Genomic DNA, 16986 nt, shown 5'->3' on the forward strand with positions numbered 1-16986 from the left:
CCGAGGGGCCTCGAATCCGATGCGGCAGCGCGAGCCCGACCCCGCGCCTGCCCTCGCCCCCTGTTCCGCAAGCGGGGCTAGCACGCTGATCACTGGCCCAGCTTGTGCCAGAACCAGCCATCGCGTTCGTCCCAGCGCGTCGCCAGCAGCTCGCGGCGCAGGCCGTCGCGCGCCTGCGGCGGCGTGCGCTGCACCAGCACCGCCAGGTCCCGGCGCTGCTGCGGGCTGAGCTCGCGCAATACCCGCAGCATCGGCTCATGCTGCTGCGGCGGCATCTGCGCCAGCAAGGGCTGCAGGGCCGCGTAATCGAGGCCCAAGCCGGGCCCCAGCAACCAGCCGCGCTGCAGGCTGCCGTCCAGCGCGTCGTAGCGCGCGCGCAGGGCCTGCTGCTGCTCGGGCGGCAGGCTGGCATAGCGCGCGGCCGCGGCCTGGACCAGGCCGCGCTCGCTCGCCGGCAGGGCTTGCCAGGCGGCGTAGCGTTCGCGTCGGCTCGCGCGCTCGCTCAGGGGCAGGGCGTTCCAGCGCGCGGCGCGGGCGGCGAAGGCCGCACGCTGCTCGGCGCTCCAGGCCGCCCACTGCACGGCGTTGGCCTGCAGGCGCGCGCGCGCGTCCGCGGGCAGGCGCTGGGCGAGGCGTTCGTATTCCGGCGGCAGGCCCTGGGCCGCGACCGCGCCCAGCAGCAGGCTCAGCGCCAGCAAAGCCGCGCCGCGCACCGCGGCACGAGGGCGCGCCGGCTCAGCCCGGCACATCGGCGCCCTCGGTTTCCGATTCGCTCGAGGTTTCGGTGCCCGGCGCGGCGCTGGCGCCGGCCTCGGGCGGTGCCGGCTCCGTGTTCTCGCCGGGCAGGCCTTCGGGGCCGGCGCGGTCGCGCGCGGCCAACCAGCTGTGGAAACCCAGCTCGCGCGCCGCGGCGTCGCCCTCGGGATCGGCGAGCAGGGCGAAGTCGCGGTCGCCGATCACGCCGGCCTCGTGGCCATAACGCGCGGCCGGGGCCTCGGCCGCGGGCAAGGCCTCGACCCGGATGGGCGGGCCGCCCAGCCATTCGGCGACGCCGCGCAACGGCCACCACCAGGTCGCCGCGAACGCGAGCGCGCACAGCAATAGCAAGCTCCACAGCAGCGCCAGCAGCCAGCGCGGTCGCCGCGCGGCGACCGCGGGCGCGTCGTGGCGTGGAACGGCGGCGGCGGCCGGCGTGCCGCGCAGCGCGGCCTCGCGCGCGCCGGACAACCGCGCCAGGCGTTCCGGCGGCAGGGTCTTGATGCGGCGGTGGATCTGCTCGCGCAATTGCTGCCAGGCCACCGGGTCGGCGCGGCCGTCGGCGTGGTGCGGCAGGGCGCGCTGCAGGGCCAGGCGATAGGTCGGCTGGGTCACCCCCAGGGCCGCGGCCGCGTCGGGTTCGGACAGCCCCGCGGCCAGGCGCAGCAGCAGGGCCGCGCGCGGGCCGTGGCCGAGTTCGCCGAGGCGGTCGGTGGCGTCCAGCGGGATCGCGACCCGGGTGCGCTGGTGCAGGCCGGGCTGGGCCAGCAGTTGCGCCCAGAAGCGACGCGGCCAGTCGGCCATGGGCGCGGCCTCGATGCCGTCGCGGAACGCGCGCATCGCCTCCGCCAGCGCGGCATCGCCGGCGCTGGCATCGCCGGCCTGCAGCTCGGCCAGGACCGCGCCGCGGCGCTCGACGCCACGCAGGAACGCCGACAGGGCCGCCGGCGCATCGTGGGTGTGCCCGGCCGGGCCGGAGGGTGTGGAGCCCGTTGTAACGGGGCTCATCGGAGACGCATCAGCATGGCCGCATCATAGCGAGGCCCCGGTCGCATAAAACCGCTTGACACCGCGCCAATACCTGCTCCGCGAAGCAGGACGCGGCTTGCAGGAAAAAACGGTTGTGCACAGCAGTAACGGAACCGTCATCAGGCTGAGGAGGAACCCCCAGAAGGCCTGCATTACAAGGATGTTTCACGATCAACTTATTGATTCCAAAAGAGATATACGCGTTGGCGATTTTTTCACCAACCTGGCTGCAGAGCTTATTCCAGCGTCATCGCGCAGCCCTGCCGACACGGCATGCACAGATTTATCCACAGCTCGTGTGGATAAGGGTGAATCTTCTTTAAGCACCGTCACTTGCGTGCGCTTTGTCACGGCGGGGGCAGCAATGGTTCGCAACTACGTAGCAGTCGGCGCACGACCGCGCTCGTTAGACTGAGCGCATGTCCGACGGCTCCGCTCAGTCACTTACGCACGTCTGGCGCGTGGCCCTGCCCGTGCCCCTGCCGCGCCTGTTCGATTACCGGCCGGCCGACGGCGCCGCCGCCGTGCCCGCCGACGTGGGCACGCGGGTGCGGGTGCCCTTCGGCAGCCGCGAACTGGTCGGCGTGATCGCCGACACCGGCGCCGCCGACGCCACCGCGCCCGAGCCCAAGCCGGCGCTGAGCCGGCTCGATCCGCAGCCGCTGTTCCACGGCGAGCTGCTGGAGTCGCTGCGCTGGCTGGCGCGCTACACCCATGCCCCGCTCGGCGAGGTCTTCGCCACCGCCCTGCCGGCGCCGCTGCGCCACGGCGAGGCCCTGGCCGACACCCACGCCTGGGCCTGGCAGCTGACCGAAGCCGGCTCGACCGCGCGGCCGGGGCTGCGCGCGGGCCGGCCGCGCCGGCTCGCCGACCGGCTCCAGGCCGGCCCCTGCGACGAGGACGCGCTGGACCTGGCCGAGGCCGACGGCCACGACCCCGACTGGCGCGCCGCCGCGCGCGCGCTGGCCAAGCGCGGCCTGGCCGAGCGCGTCGCGATACCGGCCAACACCCTCGCCGCCGCGCCGCAGCCCGGCCCCGCGCTCAACCCGGAACAACAGGCCGCGGTCGACGCCATCCTGGCCGTGCGCGACGCCTTCGCGCCGCTGCTGCTGGACGGTGTCACCGGCAGCGGCAAGACCGAGGTCTACCTGCGCGCGATCGCCGACTGCCTGGCGCGCGGCCGCCAGGCGCTGGTGCTGGTGCCGGAGATCGGCCTGACCCCGCAGACCCTGGCGCGCTTCCGCGCGCGCCTGGGCGTGCCGGTGCATGCGCTGCACTCGGGCCTGGGCGACGGCGAACGCGCGCGCACCTGGGCCGCCTGCCTGCGTGGCGAGGCGCGGGTGATCGTGGGCACGCGCTCGGCGATCTTCCTGCCCCTGCCCGAGGCCGGCCTGATCGTGGTCGACGAAGAGCACGACGGCAGCTTCAAGCAGCTCGACGGCATCCGCTACCACGCCCGCGACTTCGCCCTGGTGCGCGCCAAGGCGCTGAACGTGCCGGTGCTGCTGGGCAGCGCGACGCCGTCGCTGGAATCGCTGCGCAACGCCCAGGCCGGCCGCTACGCGCACCTGCGCCTGCTGCAACGCGCCGGCGACGCCAAGCCGCCGCGCGTGCGCGTGGTCGACGTGCGCAAGCGTCCGCTCGAGGCCGGTCTGTCGCCGGAACTGATCGACACCATCGCGCGCGCCCTCGACGCCGACGGCCAGGTGCTGGTGTTCAAGAACCGCCGCGGCTACGCGCCGGTGCTGATCTGCCACGACTGCGGCTGGAGCGCGCACTGCCATCGCTGCAGCACGCCGACCTCGCCCACGCCGATGACCGTGCACGCCGGCGGCCGCCGCCTGCAATGCCATCACTGCGGCGCGCGCCGGCCCGCGCCCAACGCCTGCCCGGACTGCGGCGGGCTGGCGCTGCAATCGCAAGGCGCGGGCACCGAACGCATCGAGGAAGCCCTGGCCGCGCGCTTCCCCGAGGTGCCGGTGCTGCGCATCGATCGCGGCACCACCCAGCGCCGCGACGCGCTGGAACGGCACCTGGCCGAGTTCGGCACGGCGCGCGGCATCCTGGTCGGCACCCAGATGCTGGCCAAGGGCCACGACCTGCCGCACCTGACCCTGGTGGCGGTGGTCGGCATCGACGAAGGTCTGTTCAGCGCCGACTTCCGCGCGCCGGAAAAACTCGCGCAGTTGCTGATCCAGGTCGCCGGCCGCGCCGGCCGCGCCCACAAGCCCGGCGAGGTGCTGCTGCAAACCCACCATCCCGAGCATCCGCTGCTGAGCACCCTGCTCGCCGGCGGCTACGGCGCCTTCGCCGAAGTCGAACTGGCGCAGCGCGAGCTGGCCGGCTTCCCGCCCTACGCGCACATGGCCCTGCTGCGCGCCGAGGCCAAGGAGGCCGAGACCGCCAACGCCTTCCTGCAGGCCGCGCGCATGGCGTTGCGCGAGGTCGGCGACGACAGCCTGGAGCTCAACGGCCCGGTGCCGGCGCCGATGCCGCGGCGCGCCGGCTACCAGCGCGCGCAGCTGATCCTGTCGGCGCCGGAGCGGCGCACGCTGCACGCAGCGCTCGATCGCGCGCTGCCGTCGATCCACGCCCTGCCCGAGGCGCGCAAGGTGCGCTGGTCGCTGGACGTGGATCCGGCGGATCTGTATTGACGCGCGGGCCGCGACCTCGCTCTATTCTCTGGCTATCGACTCGAAGCTCCTCGCCTGCGACCTGCCCAGCCTTCGTCTCGGAGACAACGCGTACGAGAATCAGGTGAATTCGCGGGCAGCAGTGATGCAACGAAAGACCAGGCGCCCCGTGCAGTTCGAGATCACGGAGATGAGTCGGGACGCGGTCCAGATGTGGACGCGGTCTGCAGGCCCAAGAAGCTCAGACTTCGCCTTCCCAAGGCTAACTGGTAGCTCACCACCGCATTTATCGACGCGGCAATATGCGCGGATCGTTCATCGCTGGGTCCGCGAAATCGGCTTGGACAGCTCGGCGCATGGCACTCCATGCGGCGCACGAAGGCTGCCTTGATCTACCGGCGCACCAAGAATTTACGGGCGGCGCAACTGCTGCTCGGCCACACCAAGCTCGAGAGCGCGGTCCGCCACCTCGGCATCGAGGTCGACGACGCCCTCGAAATGGCCGAGCAGACCGAGGCTTGATGGCCTGCTCTCGGCCAGAAGCGGGCTCTCCTTATGAGCAGGCCCGGCTTCGCGCGCGGTCCAATTTCACTGCGTGCGCAGCAACCAACGCGCGAACGCTTGCCAGCGCGTTTGCTGAGGGCGCGGATAGGCAGCGGCCGCAGGCAAGCGCAGGCTGACGTCTGTCCCCGAGCCTGCACGCGAGAGAATGTCGAGGTGTCCGCCGATACGCCTAGAGCGCTCGTGCATGCCACTAAGCCCCCAATGACCGGGCGTATGTGGGGCATGTCGCGGCATGCCAACGCCGTCGTCACGCACGCGCAACTTCAGTTCGCGCGCGTGGTAACCCAGTTCGATTTCGACGGCATGGGCACGCGCATGCTGCAGCGCGTTGAGCACGGCCTCGCGGCCGATCAGGTAGAGCTCCTCGGCTATACCTGGCAGCAATGGCACCGGCTTGCCTTCGACGGTAAGACGCATGTCCGGCGTCGGTTGAATGTGCAATTCGTCGCGCACATGCAACAGGGCATCGCCCAAGTCGTGCCAGTACTGCACGTCGCCGCGCAGACCGCGCACGCGATCCCGCCCTTCCGCCAAAGCACGCTCCGCCAGGTCCATCGCCTTTTCTAGATCCAGTCGCGCCGGATCATCCTCACGCAACTTCTTGCTGGTTGCGTGGAGGCGCAGGATCAATCCCTGCGTTCCCTGTAGAAGGGTGTCATGAAGCTCGCGGGCGATGCGCTCTCGCTCGTCGTAGCGTGCTTCCATGCGCAGGCATATCTGCTGCGCCACGCTACGCAGGCGCAAGAGGTACGCGATCCATGCTATTGAAAGTGTCAACAGCACGCACAGCACCCGAAACCAGATGGTCTGGTAATAAAGTGGCGCAATGGTAAGTGGCAGCGAAGCCCCCACTTCATTCCACACGCCATCATTGTTGGCGGCCATCACCCGGAACGTGTAGGTGCCCGGCCCGGGATCACTGTAGAAGGCGACGCGACGCGTTCCAGCGTACTGCCAGCCCCGATCGTACCCCTCCAGCTTGTAACGGAACCGCACCCGTTCCGGAATGGAAAGGCTCAGAGCTGTGTATGCAATCTGCAGATTCTGGGTGCCCGCGGGCAGATGCAGGTCCTTGCCGGTCGAATAGGTTTGTTTGTCCGCGACGATCGAGCGAATGTGCACAGGAGGCGGAATCGGGTTGCGCCTGACGGAAGAGGGCTCGATTCCCACTACACCTGCGGTAGTGGCGAACCACAGCCTCGCATCGTCGGTTTCCGTTGCCGTGGGGATCGGCCGGAATTGCGCCGGAACACCTGGCACTCCGTCCAGAAAATCGAATCGTTCATAGGCAGCGCCGGGGCCGGATCGATCGAACAGACGCCCCACCCTCGCATCGGACACATGGAGAATGCCATACGCGCCGTTCAACCATAGATCTCCGTTGCGGGCTTCGACTATGCCCGTGATGCCGCGAAAGTGTCCTTTCTCCGTTGCGCGGACGCTGCGCAGGCGACCGTTCGCGAACAAGGCCAATCCACGCTCGCCTCCGATCCAGATGCCCGCGCGGCCCTCGGTTAGCGCGGTTACATTGCCGACCGCTAAACCCTGTTGGGCTCCGAGCTTTCGCAGCGCACCGTCCTTCATCAAAAGAATCTCGTTGCGGGCGAAACCCAGCCAAAGCGTTGCCTCGGAATCGCATAGCATCGCAAGTGGCGAGGATCCTGCCGGCAGGCCTTGCAGATCCTGGAAGTGCCGCCAATGGTCATCAACCAGCCTGTATACGCCCGGGGTATTCAGCGAGACCCACAAGGCACCGCTGCGGTCCTTTGCAATTGCCTGGACACCCGAGTAGTTGCTTGTAGGCAACGGCGTGATCTTCGTCAGCTGCCCGTTCTGCAGCTTCCATAGCCCCTTGGGGCCTCCCAGCCACACAACGCCTTCGCGGTCACGATGGGCCGCCGTGATAGGCGGTGGCAGATCAAGCGTGGACAGTTGCTGGTCCCGCAAACGCAGGAGCGGACTGTTGCGGCTTCCTATCAGCAGCGTGCCGCGCTGTGCCGGTGCGATCGCGAAATCCTGGGCGCCGTCCGGAAGCATCACCGGGACAGCGTTCGAATGGCGAAAGCGATCCAATCCATGGCTGCTGCCGATCCAGATGTTGCCTTCGCTGTCTTCCACTACCGGTTGCACGTAGTCGGAGCTGAGGCCGTCGATCCGCCGAAACCGGTCAAAACCGTCGTCCTGCGCAGGTGGCACGGCATCTTGGGCAGACGCCGGGAACGGCAGCCGATGGAGCCCATCGCCCAGCGTCGTTGCCCAGAGCGTCCCATCGCGATCGAAGAGCAGGCCCGCCGAGGGGTACCGTAACGCTTTCGTGGAAGCTTGCTCGCCTTCCAGGGGCAAGCGCCGGACGGCGCCGTCGGCTTCGGCGATCCAGATGCCGCCATCGGGCGCTTGCGCAATCTGGCTGACCCGACCGACCCGCGTCTCCACGTTCTTGAATGTCGAATCGCCCTTGCGCAGGTAGGCGACACCACGCTCCGTGGCCACCCACAACGTGCCCGACGCGTCGACGAAGACAGTGCGGGCCTGGCGGCCGGGGAGTTGCCAAGTCGGGTCCAGCCTTTTCCAGCGATCGCCCTTGAGCCGGATCAGCCCGGTAAAGGTAGCTGCCCACAAAGTCCCTTCGCGATCTTCCGCAAAGCGGAAAACGGTGCTGGTCGGCAAGCCCTGCGCTTCGCCGTAGTGAGTGACGCTGTCGCCATCAAGAAAGCTTACTGCGCCGTAACGGAATCCGATCCAGAGCCCGCCGCTCTTCGCTGCATACAGCGTCGAAATGCTCGTAGCAGGAAAGCCGTTGGGTGGATCGAATCGTTCGAACTGCACTCCGTCGAAGCGGAACAGTCCGATCTGCGTGGCCAGCCACAAATAGCCGTCGCGTGTCTGCGCCAGTGCCGTGACTTGTCCAGGCGCCCCCTCTTTTACTGTCCAGGCGGTGTGGTGAAACTGGCCAATACGGCGCTTCGCATCGAGCGCGTATGCGTCGTTCCAGAACGTCAGCAGCAGGCCCGACAGCAACAAGACAAGCGCGTACATGCGCGTCTTCCCTGGCGTGCAAGGATCGTTGACATCCCGGGAGGGCCGAGTGTGGTCACTCGTCAGAATCGACCGCGGCGGCGTGCGAACGGCGCGATCCGCCGCCACCAGCTCGCCCGCTACCGGCGACTGCACATTACCGGTAGGCGCCGTATCAAGCTTCATTCGCAAGATTATACCGACGACAGCCAAGCCCTGCGGCAACCATTCCCGCCGAGCAATGACCCCGCCACAACAGTGTCAAGCGCACAAGCCGACTGGCCTGCTCCGATCTTCGCTCGATCTGTTCACTGGCGACGCCCTGTTCCGGGTATCCTGACCTCTCGACGACCGTACAGCGAAGCGTCCACCGAGTAGGCGCCCGGCCCAAGAAGGATGAGAGCCGCAGCTGCAAGACCAAGCAGGACTGGCAGATAAGGACTCGAAGGCGCCCAATGGGAGTACAGGTGGGCCAAAGCAAACGAAAGCGCGGCCAGCGCCGTCATGGGAGTCAAGAGTCCCACCAGAAGCCCCAGGATGACGGCGCCCTGCAGCCACTCATCGAGCCCGGCCCAAGCCTGGAACTCATGGCCTGGATTCAGTACGCCAAGAGCAACGGCCGCGCACATACGCAGTAGGATGAGACCTATCCCCGTCCGACCTTGTGGATAAAGTAGATATCGATGCCGCACATCGTCAGCCTATGGGCTCGCGCGATGGGCGCCTATCGGCAACAGAGTTGCTTTCCTATCCCACAAAAGGGGGATGCCGTCGCAAGGAATCGCCCTAGAGTCGTCGGCGGGGACAGCGAACCCCAGTACACCTTCTGAGATGGAGACCCAGGCGTGCAGGCATCCGAAAGCCCTATACGCGTAATGACGGTCGATGACCACCCCATCCTTCGCGATGGCATTGCCGGCGTCATCGAAGGCGAGAGCGACATGGTGCTCGTTGGCGAGGCCAGCAACGGCCGGGACGCGATCGAAGCATTTCGTCGTTTGCGGCCTGACATCACGTTGATGGACGTACAGATGCCCGAGATGGACGGCGTGGATGCCATCAAAGGCATACGTAGCGAATTTCCGACGGCAAAGATCATCGTACTGACCACCTTCAAAGGCGATGCGCAGGCCCTGCAAGCCATGAGAGCCGGGGCGCAGGCATATCTGCTGAAGAGTTCCCTGCGCAAGGAGCTGTTGGAAACCATCCGTGTCGTGATGGCGGGGCGCAAGCGCATTCCGCCCGAGATCGCGGCGCAGATCGCGGAATACGCATCCATGGATGCGCTGTCGCCTCGCGAGATCGAAATCCTAAAAGGGGTCGCTGCCGGGAACGCCAACAAGGCAATCGCAACGCTTCTGAACATCTCCGAGGAAACCGTCAAGACGCATATGAAGCGCATTCTGGAAAAGCTGGACGCCAAGGACCGGACGCATGCCGTGACGATCGCACTCAAGCGGGGAATTTTTTCGCTGTAGCCGGATCGCGTACCTCTAATTGGGGAGGTGAACCTCCTGCTTTCAGGTGTTCCGATCACAACAGGACGAAGGCAATCTGGATTGGCAGGCGACGCCCGTCGCTGATGCATTGTCAATCGGAGCCCCCAATGCCAACGGCCTCTCCCACCCCGGGCAGGACACTGCTTACGCCCCAGGATCACACCCTGATCCTGATCGACCATCAATCTCAAATGTCGTTCGCGGTCCGCTCGATCGACATAGGATCTCTGCGCACCAATACCGCCCTGGTGGCCAAGACGGCCGCAGGATTCGGCGTCTCCACGATCCTGACGACCGTCGCCGAGAAGTCGTTTTCCGGGCCACTGTTCCCGGAGCTCGTCGAAACCTTCCCGAAGCAGCCGGTGTACGACCGCACCACCATGAATGCGTGGGAGGACGCGCAGGTCACCGGCGCCGTCAATCGCATCGGCAAAGGGCGCATCGTATTCGCGGGCCTTTGGACGAGCGTCTGCATCGTCGGCCCGGTCCTGTCCGCGCTCGACCAGGGCTTTGAAGCCTATGTCATCGCCGATGCCTCGGGCGATGTCTCCGATGAAGCGCACAACCGTTCGATGGACCGCATGGTTCAGGCTGGCGCGCGGCCGATGACCAGCTTGCAGTATCTGCTCGAACTGCAGCGCGACTGGGCACGCACCGACACCTATGCCCTCACGACAGGAATCGCCCGCACGAATGCAGGCGGCTACGGCATCGGCATCCAGTACGCCAAGACGATGTTCGGCGCGCAGGAAGGCGGTCACTAACCCTCAGCGTCTGGAGATTTTCCATGAGCAGCGAAAACGCAATCGACGAGGGACGCCGCGCTTTGCTTGGAACCGCGGTCGCGGCCTCGGCCGTCATGGCCATTCCGCCCCTTGCACAGGCGGCCGCCAAGGCGCCGACCTTCACGAGCACCTCAACACGGAGCACACCTTTGACAACAGTGACCACCAAAGATGGAACCAGCATCTACTTCAAGGATTGGGGTAAGGGCCAGCCCGTAGTGTTCTCGCACGGCTGGCCGCTCTCCGGCGACGCTTGGGAAGCGCAGATACTGTTCCTGAGCAACCAGGGCTTCCGGACCGTTACCCACGACCGCCGTGGCCACGGTCGCTCCGGCCAGCCGTGGAACGGGAACGACATGGACACCTACGCCGACGACCTGGCGGCCGTCATCGAAACCCTGGATCTCACCAATGTGGTGTTGGTGGGCCATTCGACCGGCGGTGGCGAGATCGTGCGCTACATGGGCCGCCACGGCACCAAACGCGTTGCCAAAGCGGTTCTGGTAGGGGCGATCCCGCCGATCATGCTCAAGACCGCGTCACATCCCAACGGCGTACCGATGGACGTCTTCGATGGCATCCGCCAGGGGGTGTTGACCGATCGCTCGAACTTCTACAAGGAACTGACGACGTCATTTTTCGGCGCCAATCGTCCGGGATCGAAGGTGACGCAGGGCATGCGCGATACGTTCTGGCTACAGGGCATGCAAGGCGGCATCAAGGGTCAGTACGACTGCATCAAGCAGTTCTCGGAAACGGATTTCACCGACGACCTGAAGAAGATCAACGTGCCAACCCTGATCATCCATGGCGACGATGATCAGATCGTGCCCATCGACGCGACCGCGAAGCTCACCCACCAGTTGATCGAGGGATCGCAGCTGAAGGTCTATCCGGGTGCAGATCATGGGCTCACCTTCACCCACCAGGCGAAGTTCAACCAAGACTTGCTTGATTTCATTCGCGCCTAGCCCCCGATGTGGCGCACGCATGCCCTCCCCCAACCTTGCGCGCGCCACCTCTCTCTTTGGAGGAGTCATGAGGCCGTATCTGCTCTCCCTTGGCGCAGGTCTGCTCGTAGGCGTGGTGTATGCCCTGCTGCGCGTGCGCTCGCCGGCCCCACCCGTCATCGCGCTGGCAGGTCTGCTCGGCATCCTGCTCGGCGAGCAGATCCCGTCGTTGATCCGAACAGCGCTCGCCAGGGAACCTCAGGCCGCCGCATGGCTGCATCGCCACTTCCGACCGCACGTACTCGGGCGACTGCCGGAGTGCGATGAGCGACCACAGCAGCCGCGCGATCGCGACGGCCAGAACATGTCATGAGCGAGACTGGCGCCGGACCGGATAGAACCCGTCGGCTGATTCTCGGTGCTGCCCTTGCAGCGCCTGCTGCAGCCTGGTCAAAGTCGCGAGAACCCAACATGCATCCGGACGCCATTCTTCATCGAGGCAACTTCGTCACCCTCGATCCCCGGCAGCCGACGGCGACCGCAGTAGCCATCAGCCAAGGACGCTTCACGAAGGTCGGCCACGAGAACGAAGTGATGCCGCTGGCCGGGCCGCATACCAAGGTAATCGACCTGGACGGTCGCTGCGTGCTTCCCGGCCTGTGCGACAACCACCTGCACATCATCCGCGGTGGCTTGAACTTCAACATGGAGCTTCGCTGGGATGGCGTTCGCAGCCTGGCGGACGCGATGGCGATGCTCCGGCACCAGGTCGGCATCACGCCCGCGCCGCAATGGGTGCGCGTCGTCGGCGGATTCACCGAGCACCAATTCGCCGAGAAGCGATTGCCGACGCTGGAAGAGATCAACGCGATCGCGCCCGACACGCCGGTTTTCATTCTCCACCTGTACGACCGCGCATTGCTCAACGCGGCGGCATTGCGGGCGGTCGGCTATACCCGCGATACGCCCGAGCCGCCCGGCGGCGAGATCACGCGCGACAGCCGAGGCAATCCCATCGGATTGCTTCTGGCCAAGCCGAACGCGAACATTCTCTACGCCACCTTGGCCAAGGGACCCAAGCTGCCCTTCGAGTATCAGCTCAACTCGACGCGGCACTTCATGCGCGATCTCAACCGCCTGGGCGTCACCAGCGCGATCGATGCCGGCGGCGGCTTCCAGAACTATCCGGAAGACTATGAAGTCATTCGCAATCTGGCCGACAACGACCAGTTGACCGTGCGGCTCGCCTATAACCTGTTCACGCAGAAGCCGAAGCAGGAAAAGGAAGACTTCCTCAACTGGACCGCGTCATCCAGATATCAACAAGGCGACGACTACTTCCGCCATAACGGCGCCGGCGAGATGCTGGTCTTCTCTGCAGCGGATTTCGAGGACTTCCGCCAGCCGCGGCCGGACATGCCCGCCAATATGGAAGGCGACCTCGAGCAGGTCGTCCGCATTCTGGTCCAGAACCGTTGGCCGTGGCGCATGCACGCCACCTACGACGAAACCATATCGCGCGCTTTGGACGTCTTTGAGAAGGTCAATAAGGACATGCCCCTCGACGGCCTTCACTGGTTCTTCGACCATGCCGAAACCATTTCGGAGCAGTCGATTGACCGTGTGGCGGCGCTAGGCGGCGGTATTGCCGTCCAGCACCGCATGGCCTACCAGGGTGAGTACTTCCTCGAGCGCTATGGCCCGGCCGCAACCGAGGCAACGCCTCCTGTAAAGCGCATTCTCGAATCAGGCGTGAAGGTATCCGCCGGCACCGATGCGACACGGGTGGCTTCGTACAACCCCTGGGTTTCGCTGTCATGGCTGGTGACCGGTCGCACTGTCGGCGGCACGGCGCTCTATCCGCGCCGGAACTGCCTGAGCCGCGACCAGGCTTTGCGCATGTGGACCGAGAATGTCACCTGGTTCTCGAACGAAGACGGCAACAAAGGCCGGATCCAGGCGGGCCAGCTGGCCGACCTGATCGTGCCGGACCGCGACTACTTCTCCTGCAGCGAAGACGAGATCGCGGACATCAGCTCGCTGTTGACCGTGGTTGGCGGCCGCGTGGTGTATGCCGCGGGCGTATTCGCCTCCCACGACGTGCCGCCACCACCGGCCATGCCTGCGTGGTCGCCGGTCAGGACGTATGGCGGCTACGGCGCCTGGGCGACGCCGGAACGAATGCGCATGTCGCAGGTGAACGCCTGCGGCTGCACCCATGGGTGCCAGGTGCATGGACATCATCATGTCTCCGCCTGGTCGAGTCGTATTCCCGTCGATGACCTCAAGAGTTTCTGGGGTGCTTTGGGCTGTGCTTGCTGGGCGGTTTGAACCATGAATCCGAAAGACACGTTCGTACGAGGCTTCAGCGCCAGAACGGTTCGCTGGGTAGCGCTGTTGTTTGTCTGTGCAGCCTATCTCCAGGGTGGGCTCACCAAGGCGCTCGCCTTCAACGGTGCTGTCGCAGAAATGGCGCACTTCGGGCTGCAGCCGGCCGTGCCAATGGCGATTGCCACGATCGTCGTCGAACTGGGAGCTGCGGTGCTGATCCTCAGCGGCTACCGGCGCTGGTTCGGTGCGCTGGCACTGGCGGCCTTCACCGCAGGGGCGACGTTCGTCGCCAATCGCTTTTGGGAACTGCCCATGGCCCAGCAAACGATGGCGGCGAATACGTTCTTCGAGCACATCGGCTTGGTCGGGGCCTTCCTCCTCATCGCATGGCATGACCTGGCGGACTCCGCCCACCGGCGAGGCGCCCCATGACGCCGGCGAGCGCTCCTCCCGCAAAGCAAGCCGCGAGCGCCTTCGCGCCCTTGCGGTATCCCACTTTTGCCGTCTTGTGGTCCGCCACGATAGTGGGCAATACGGGCACCTTCATGCGCGACGTCGCCAGCTCCTGGCTGGCGACCGATCTGTCGCCAAGTCCGGCGATGGTTGCGCTCATACAGACCGCGGCCACGCTTCCGATCTTCCTGCTCGCGATTCCCGCGGGCGTATTGACCGACATTCTCGATCGCCGCCGCTTCCTCATCGTCGCTCAACTCCTGCTGATCGCGGTCAGCACGCTGCTGCTGGTCCTGGCTTGGACGGGCACAATGACGATCGAGTATCTAGTTGCGCTGACGTTCCTCGGTGGCGTCGGGACGGCGCTGGCGATGCCAAGCTGGCAGGCGATCGTTCCGGAGCTGGTACCCCACGAGTCCGTCCGGCCGGCAGTCACACTCAACTCGCTGGGCGTCAACATTTCCCGATCGATCGGTCCCGCCCTGGGCGGGCTGCTGCTGGCGAGCTTCGGCGCGTTCGCGGCGTACGCGGCCGACCTCGCCAGCTATTTCTTCGTGATCGCTGCCCTTCTGTGGTGGCCTCGCCCCCAGAAGTCTCCCGATGCGCTGAACGAACAGTTCCTCGGCGCGTTCCGTGCGGGCCTGCGCTACGCTCGCACCAGCCGCGACCTGCATCGGGTGTTGTTGCGCTCCGCCATCTATTTTTCGTTGGCTAGTTGCGTTTGGGCATTGATGCCACTGATCGCGCGCGAGCTGCTGCAGGGCGATGCGGGCTTCTACGGTGTGCTGCTGGCCGCCGTCGGAGTCGGCGCCATCGGCGGTGCGTTCCTGTTGCCGTGGGCACGCGCGCGCTGCACGGCGGATCAGCTGTTGCTCGGGGCGTCCTTCCTCGCCGCGGCCGTCCTGGCATCGCTCGCGCTCGCGCCGCCCAAGGCGATTGCGGTCGCGCTGTTGCTGATCTTGGGTGCGGGCTGGATCACGGCGCTCACCACACTCAATGGCGTGGCGCAGGGCGTGCTGCCGAACTGGGTGCGAGGCCGCGGCCTAGCGATCTATCTCACCGTGTTCAACGGTGCGATGGCCGCGGGCAGCTTTTGCTGGGGCCTGATCGCGCAGCGGACGGGACTCACGACCGCGCTCCTGATTGGCGCCGCGGCTCTCGCAGTCGCCAGCCTGGGGCTGTATCGCGTGCGGCTGCCAAAAGGCGAATCCGACCTCGAACCGTCGCATCATTGGCCCGAACCGCTAATAGCCGCGCCGATCGAACGCGACCGCGGCCCGGTGCTGGTGCAAATCGAGTATCGAATTGCCCGGGAGCAACGCGAATCCTTTCTGCAGCTGCTCGAACGGCTGTCCGAAGCTCGCCGGCGAGACGGTGCCTATTTGTGGTGCGTGTCCGAGGACGCTGCCGATCCCGAGCGGATCGTCGAGTGGTTTCTTGTCGAATCCTGGGCCGAGCATCTGCGCCAGCACCGGCGCGTCACCCACGCGGACGCGGACCTGCAGCAGGAAGTCGTCGCTTTCCACCGGGGGGCCGAGCCCGCCATCGTTCGCCACCTGCTGAACATCCGCTCCGGACGAACGCCGCCCCATGCCGCGCTTTGACGCTCCATGGGCGGCGGTCGCGGCGCTCATGACCGCGTCGTCGCCCGCAGCAGCGGCGACGGTGCGGCCCGAACCCGCCAGCAACCGATGGCAGGAGGACTGGTCCGCGCTCGCCGATCCGACGTTACGAACCGAACCGTTCGACCGACTCAAGTACATCTCCTTGCAGGGCGGCGCCTATTTGAGCTTCGGCGCGACGGTGCGGGAACGCATCGAGTTCGCCGACGGCGCGGAGTTCGGAACGCGGGCACCGTACGACAGCTATCTTCTACAGCGCGTCCAAGCCCATGCCGACGTGCATTGGAGCGACCGCTGGCGGGCGTTCGTGCAGGTGGAGGATGTGCGTACGTTCGGGAAGCAGCGCCCTACCCCGACCGATCGCAACCCGGTGGACCTGCGCTTGGCCTTCGTGGGCTATCGCAGGCAGATCCGGCATGGCACATGGATGACGCGCATCGGACGTCAGGACTTCGCCTTCGGCCAGCAACGCTTCCTGAGCCTTCGCGATGGACCCAACGTGCGGCAATCCTTCGATGGGCTCTGGGTGCGCTACGAAACCGGCGCTTGGGAAATCAGCGGGCTCGTCAGCCAGCCCGTGCGATACCGCGCCGATGAACACTTCGACGATCTGTCCAAAGGAGATCAACGATTCGGGATGCTGCGCGCCGAACGCAAGACCAGGCGCGGCACGGCGAGTGTCTTCTACGCGCGGCTGCGCAATGACAGTACGAGTTTCCTCGATGCAGCTGGCCGCGAATGGCGCGACAACCTGGATGTGCATGTGACCGGGACGCAGGGCGCGTGGGACTGGGACGCCGAGGGCATCGCGCAGAGCGGCGCAGTGGGCCATGCGAGCGTACGCGCGTGGGCCGCGGGCTTGCGCGGCGGTTACACCTTCCAGGCCCAAGCCTGGACACCGCGCCTCGGGCTTCAACTGGATGCCGCCTCTGGCGATGAGCGACCAGGCGACGCGCGACTGAATACCTTCAATCCGTTGTTTCCCAACGGCTCCTACTCCTTCACGCTCGCCGGCCACACTGGCTATGTGAACGTGATTCAGGTCAAGCCGTCGCTGAAGCTTCGCCCGACGGCGTCCATCGAAGTTTCCGCCGCGGTGGCTGGCTTGTGGCGCGAGAACGTGCATGACGCGGTCTATGTGCAGCCGGACCTTCCTCTGGCAGGCAGCGCGGCCGCAAGGGATCGCTATACGGCGAGCTATGTACAGCTGCACGCCCAATGGAACCCCACGCCGCAGTTCACCACAGTGGTTGAGCTCGTTCACTACGACGTGGGTCGCGTCGTTCGCGACGCGGGCGGGCGCGACAGCGACTACGCCGGATTGGAACTCAAGTTCTCTTGGTAGAAAG

At 66.2% G+C, this 16986-nt stretch carries 13 protein-coding genes; 10 read left to right on the forward strand and 3 right to left on the reverse strand.

What is annotated here, in order from left to right:
- Nucleotides 1–89 precede the first annotated feature (89 nt).
- Together V1318_RS13935 and V1318_RS13940 are read right to left on the reverse strand one after the other, a co-directional pair.
- Entirely contained in the window at nt 90–749 is a 660-nt protein-coding gene (locus V1318_RS13935; RefSeq protein WP_332940305.1) for a DUF3106 domain-containing protein, read from the reverse strand.
- A complete protein-coding gene (locus V1318_RS13940) occupies nt 736–1764 on the reverse strand; it encodes a hypothetical protein (protein WP_332940306.1) in 1029 nt (342 codons plus the stop codon). Before V1318_RS13940 ends, V1318_RS13935 begins: the two co-directional genes overlap by 14 nt.
- Before the next feature lie 440 nt (nt 1765–2204).
- Between V1318_RS13940 and V1318_RS13945 the strand changes: the two genes are divergently transcribed.
- Both V1318_RS13945 and V1318_RS13950 read left to right on the forward strand, forming a co-directional pair.
- Nucleotides 2205–4439: a primosomal protein N' gene (locus V1318_RS13945; RefSeq protein WP_332940307.1), complete on the forward strand. Its 2235-nt coding sequence runs from the start codon at nt 2205–2207 to the stop codon at nt 4437–4439.
- A 345-nt stretch (nt 4440–4784) separates the two neighbouring features.
- A complete protein-coding gene (locus V1318_RS13950) occupies nt 4785–4940 on the forward strand; it encodes a hypothetical protein (RefSeq protein ID WP_332940308.1) in 156 nt (51 codons plus the stop codon).
- 66 nt (nt 4941–5006) lie between these two features.
- Here V1318_RS13950 and V1318_RS13955 read toward each other — a convergent pair whose 3' ends face one another.
- Nucleotides 5007–8018, reverse strand: a complete 3012-nt coding sequence (locus V1318_RS13955) for a two-component regulator propeller domain-containing protein (RefSeq protein WP_332940310.1) — start codon at nt 8016–8018, stop codon at nt 5007–5009.
- Nucleotides 8019–8872: 854 nt separating this feature from the next.
- On the opposite strand from V1318_RS13955, the gene V1318_RS13960 reads away from it, so the two are divergent.
- The 8 genes from V1318_RS13960 (at nt 8873) to V1318_RS13995 (ending at nt 16982) form a co-directional block, all read left to right on the forward strand.
- On the forward strand, nt 8873–9475 hold the full coding sequence (locus tag V1318_RS13960) for a response regulator transcription factor (protein WP_332940311.1): 603 nt from the start codon (nt 8873–8875) through the stop codon (nt 9473–9475).
- A gap of 128 nt (nt 9476–9603) precedes the next feature.
- Nucleotides 9604–10260: a hydrolase gene (locus tag V1318_RS13965; RefSeq protein ID WP_332940312.1), complete on the forward strand. Its 657-nt coding sequence runs from the start codon at nt 9604–9606 to the stop codon at nt 10258–10260.
- A gap of 23 nt (nt 10261–10283) precedes the next feature.
- Nucleotides 10284–11252, forward strand: a complete 969-nt coding sequence (locus V1318_RS13970; protein WP_332940313.1) for an alpha/beta hydrolase — start codon at nt 10284–10286, stop codon at nt 11250–11252.
- 67 nt (nt 11253–11319) lie between these two features.
- Nucleotides 11320–11604 (forward strand): DUF1427 family protein, encoded by a 285-nt coding sequence (locus tag V1318_RS13975; RefSeq protein ID WP_332940314.1) that lies wholly within the window; start codon nt 11320–11322, stop codon nt 11602–11604.
- 98 nt (nt 11605–11702) lie between these two features.
- Nucleotides 11703–13562: an amidohydrolase gene (locus V1318_RS13980; RefSeq protein ID WP_332940315.1), complete on the forward strand. Its 1860-nt coding sequence runs from the start codon at nt 11703–11705 to the stop codon at nt 13560–13562.
- Between the two features lie 3 nt (nt 13563–13565).
- A complete protein-coding gene (locus tag V1318_RS13985) occupies nt 13566–13994 on the forward strand; it encodes a DoxX family protein (protein WP_332940316.1) in 429 nt (142 codons plus the stop codon).
- A complete protein-coding gene (locus V1318_RS13990) occupies nt 13991–15619 on the forward strand; it encodes an MFS transporter (protein WP_332940317.1) in 1629 nt (542 codons plus the stop codon). The genes V1318_RS13985 and V1318_RS13990 overlap by 4 nt, the downstream gene beginning before the upstream one ends.
- Nucleotides 15606–16982, forward strand: a complete 1377-nt coding sequence (locus V1318_RS13995; protein ID WP_332940318.1) for an alginate export family protein — start codon at nt 15606–15608, stop codon at nt 16980–16982. The genes V1318_RS13990 and V1318_RS13995 overlap by 14 nt, the downstream gene beginning before the upstream one ends.
- Nucleotides 16983–16986: the final 4 nt, after the last annotated feature.

This window comes from Lysobacter sp. CCNWLW3, from assembly GCF_036697405.1.
Lineage (GTDB): Bacteria > Pseudomonadota > Gammaproteobacteria > Xanthomonadales > Xanthomonadaceae > Lysobacter.

Coding starts and splice junctions, on each gene's coding strand:
- V1318_RS13935 (WP_332940305.1), bottom strand. CDS start 749: ATGTGCCGGGCTGAGCCGGCGCGCCCTCGTGCCGCGGTGCGCGGCGCG.
- V1318_RS13960 (WP_332940311.1), top strand. CDS start 8,873: ATGACGGTCGATGACCACCCCATCCTTCGCGATGGCATTGCCGGCGTC.
- V1318_RS13990 (WP_332940317.1), top strand. CDS start 13,991: ATGACGCCGGCGAGCGCTCCTCCCGCAAAGCAAGCCGCGAGCGCCTTC.
- V1318_RS13975 (WP_332940314.1), top strand. CDS start 11,320: ATGAGGCCGTATCTGCTCTCCCTTGGCGCAGGTCTGCTCGTAGGCGTG.
- V1318_RS13980 (WP_332940315.1), top strand. CDS start 11,703: ATGCATCCGGACGCCATTCTTCATCGAGGCAACTTCGTCACCCTCGAT.
- V1318_RS13950 (WP_332940308.1), top strand. CDS start 4,785: ATGCGGCGCACGAAGGCTGCCTTGATCTACCGGCGCACCAAGAATTTA.
- V1318_RS13955 (WP_332940310.1), bottom strand. CDS start 8,018: ATGTACGCGCTTGTCTTGTTGCTGTCGGGCCTGCTGCTGACGTTCTGG.
- V1318_RS13995 (WP_332940318.1), top strand. CDS start 15,606: ATGCCGCGCTTTGACGCTCCATGGGCGGCGGTCGCGGCGCTCATGACC.
- V1318_RS13965 (WP_332940312.1), top strand. CDS start 9,604: ATGCCAACGGCCTCTCCCACCCCGGGCAGGACACTGCTTACGCCCCAG.
- V1318_RS13985 (WP_332940316.1), top strand. CDS start 13,566: ATGAATCCGAAAGACACGTTCGTACGAGGCTTCAGCGCCAGAACGGTT.
- V1318_RS13940 (WP_332940306.1), bottom strand. CDS start 1,764: ATGAGCCCCGTTACAACGGGCTCCACACCCTCCGGCCCGGCCGGGCAC.
- V1318_RS13970 (WP_332940313.1), top strand. CDS start 10,284: ATGAGCAGCGAAAACGCAATCGACGAGGGACGCCGCGCTTTGCTTGGA.
- V1318_RS13945 (WP_332940307.1), top strand. CDS start 2,205: ATGTCCGACGGCTCCGCTCAGTCACTTACGCACGTCTGGCGCGTGGCC.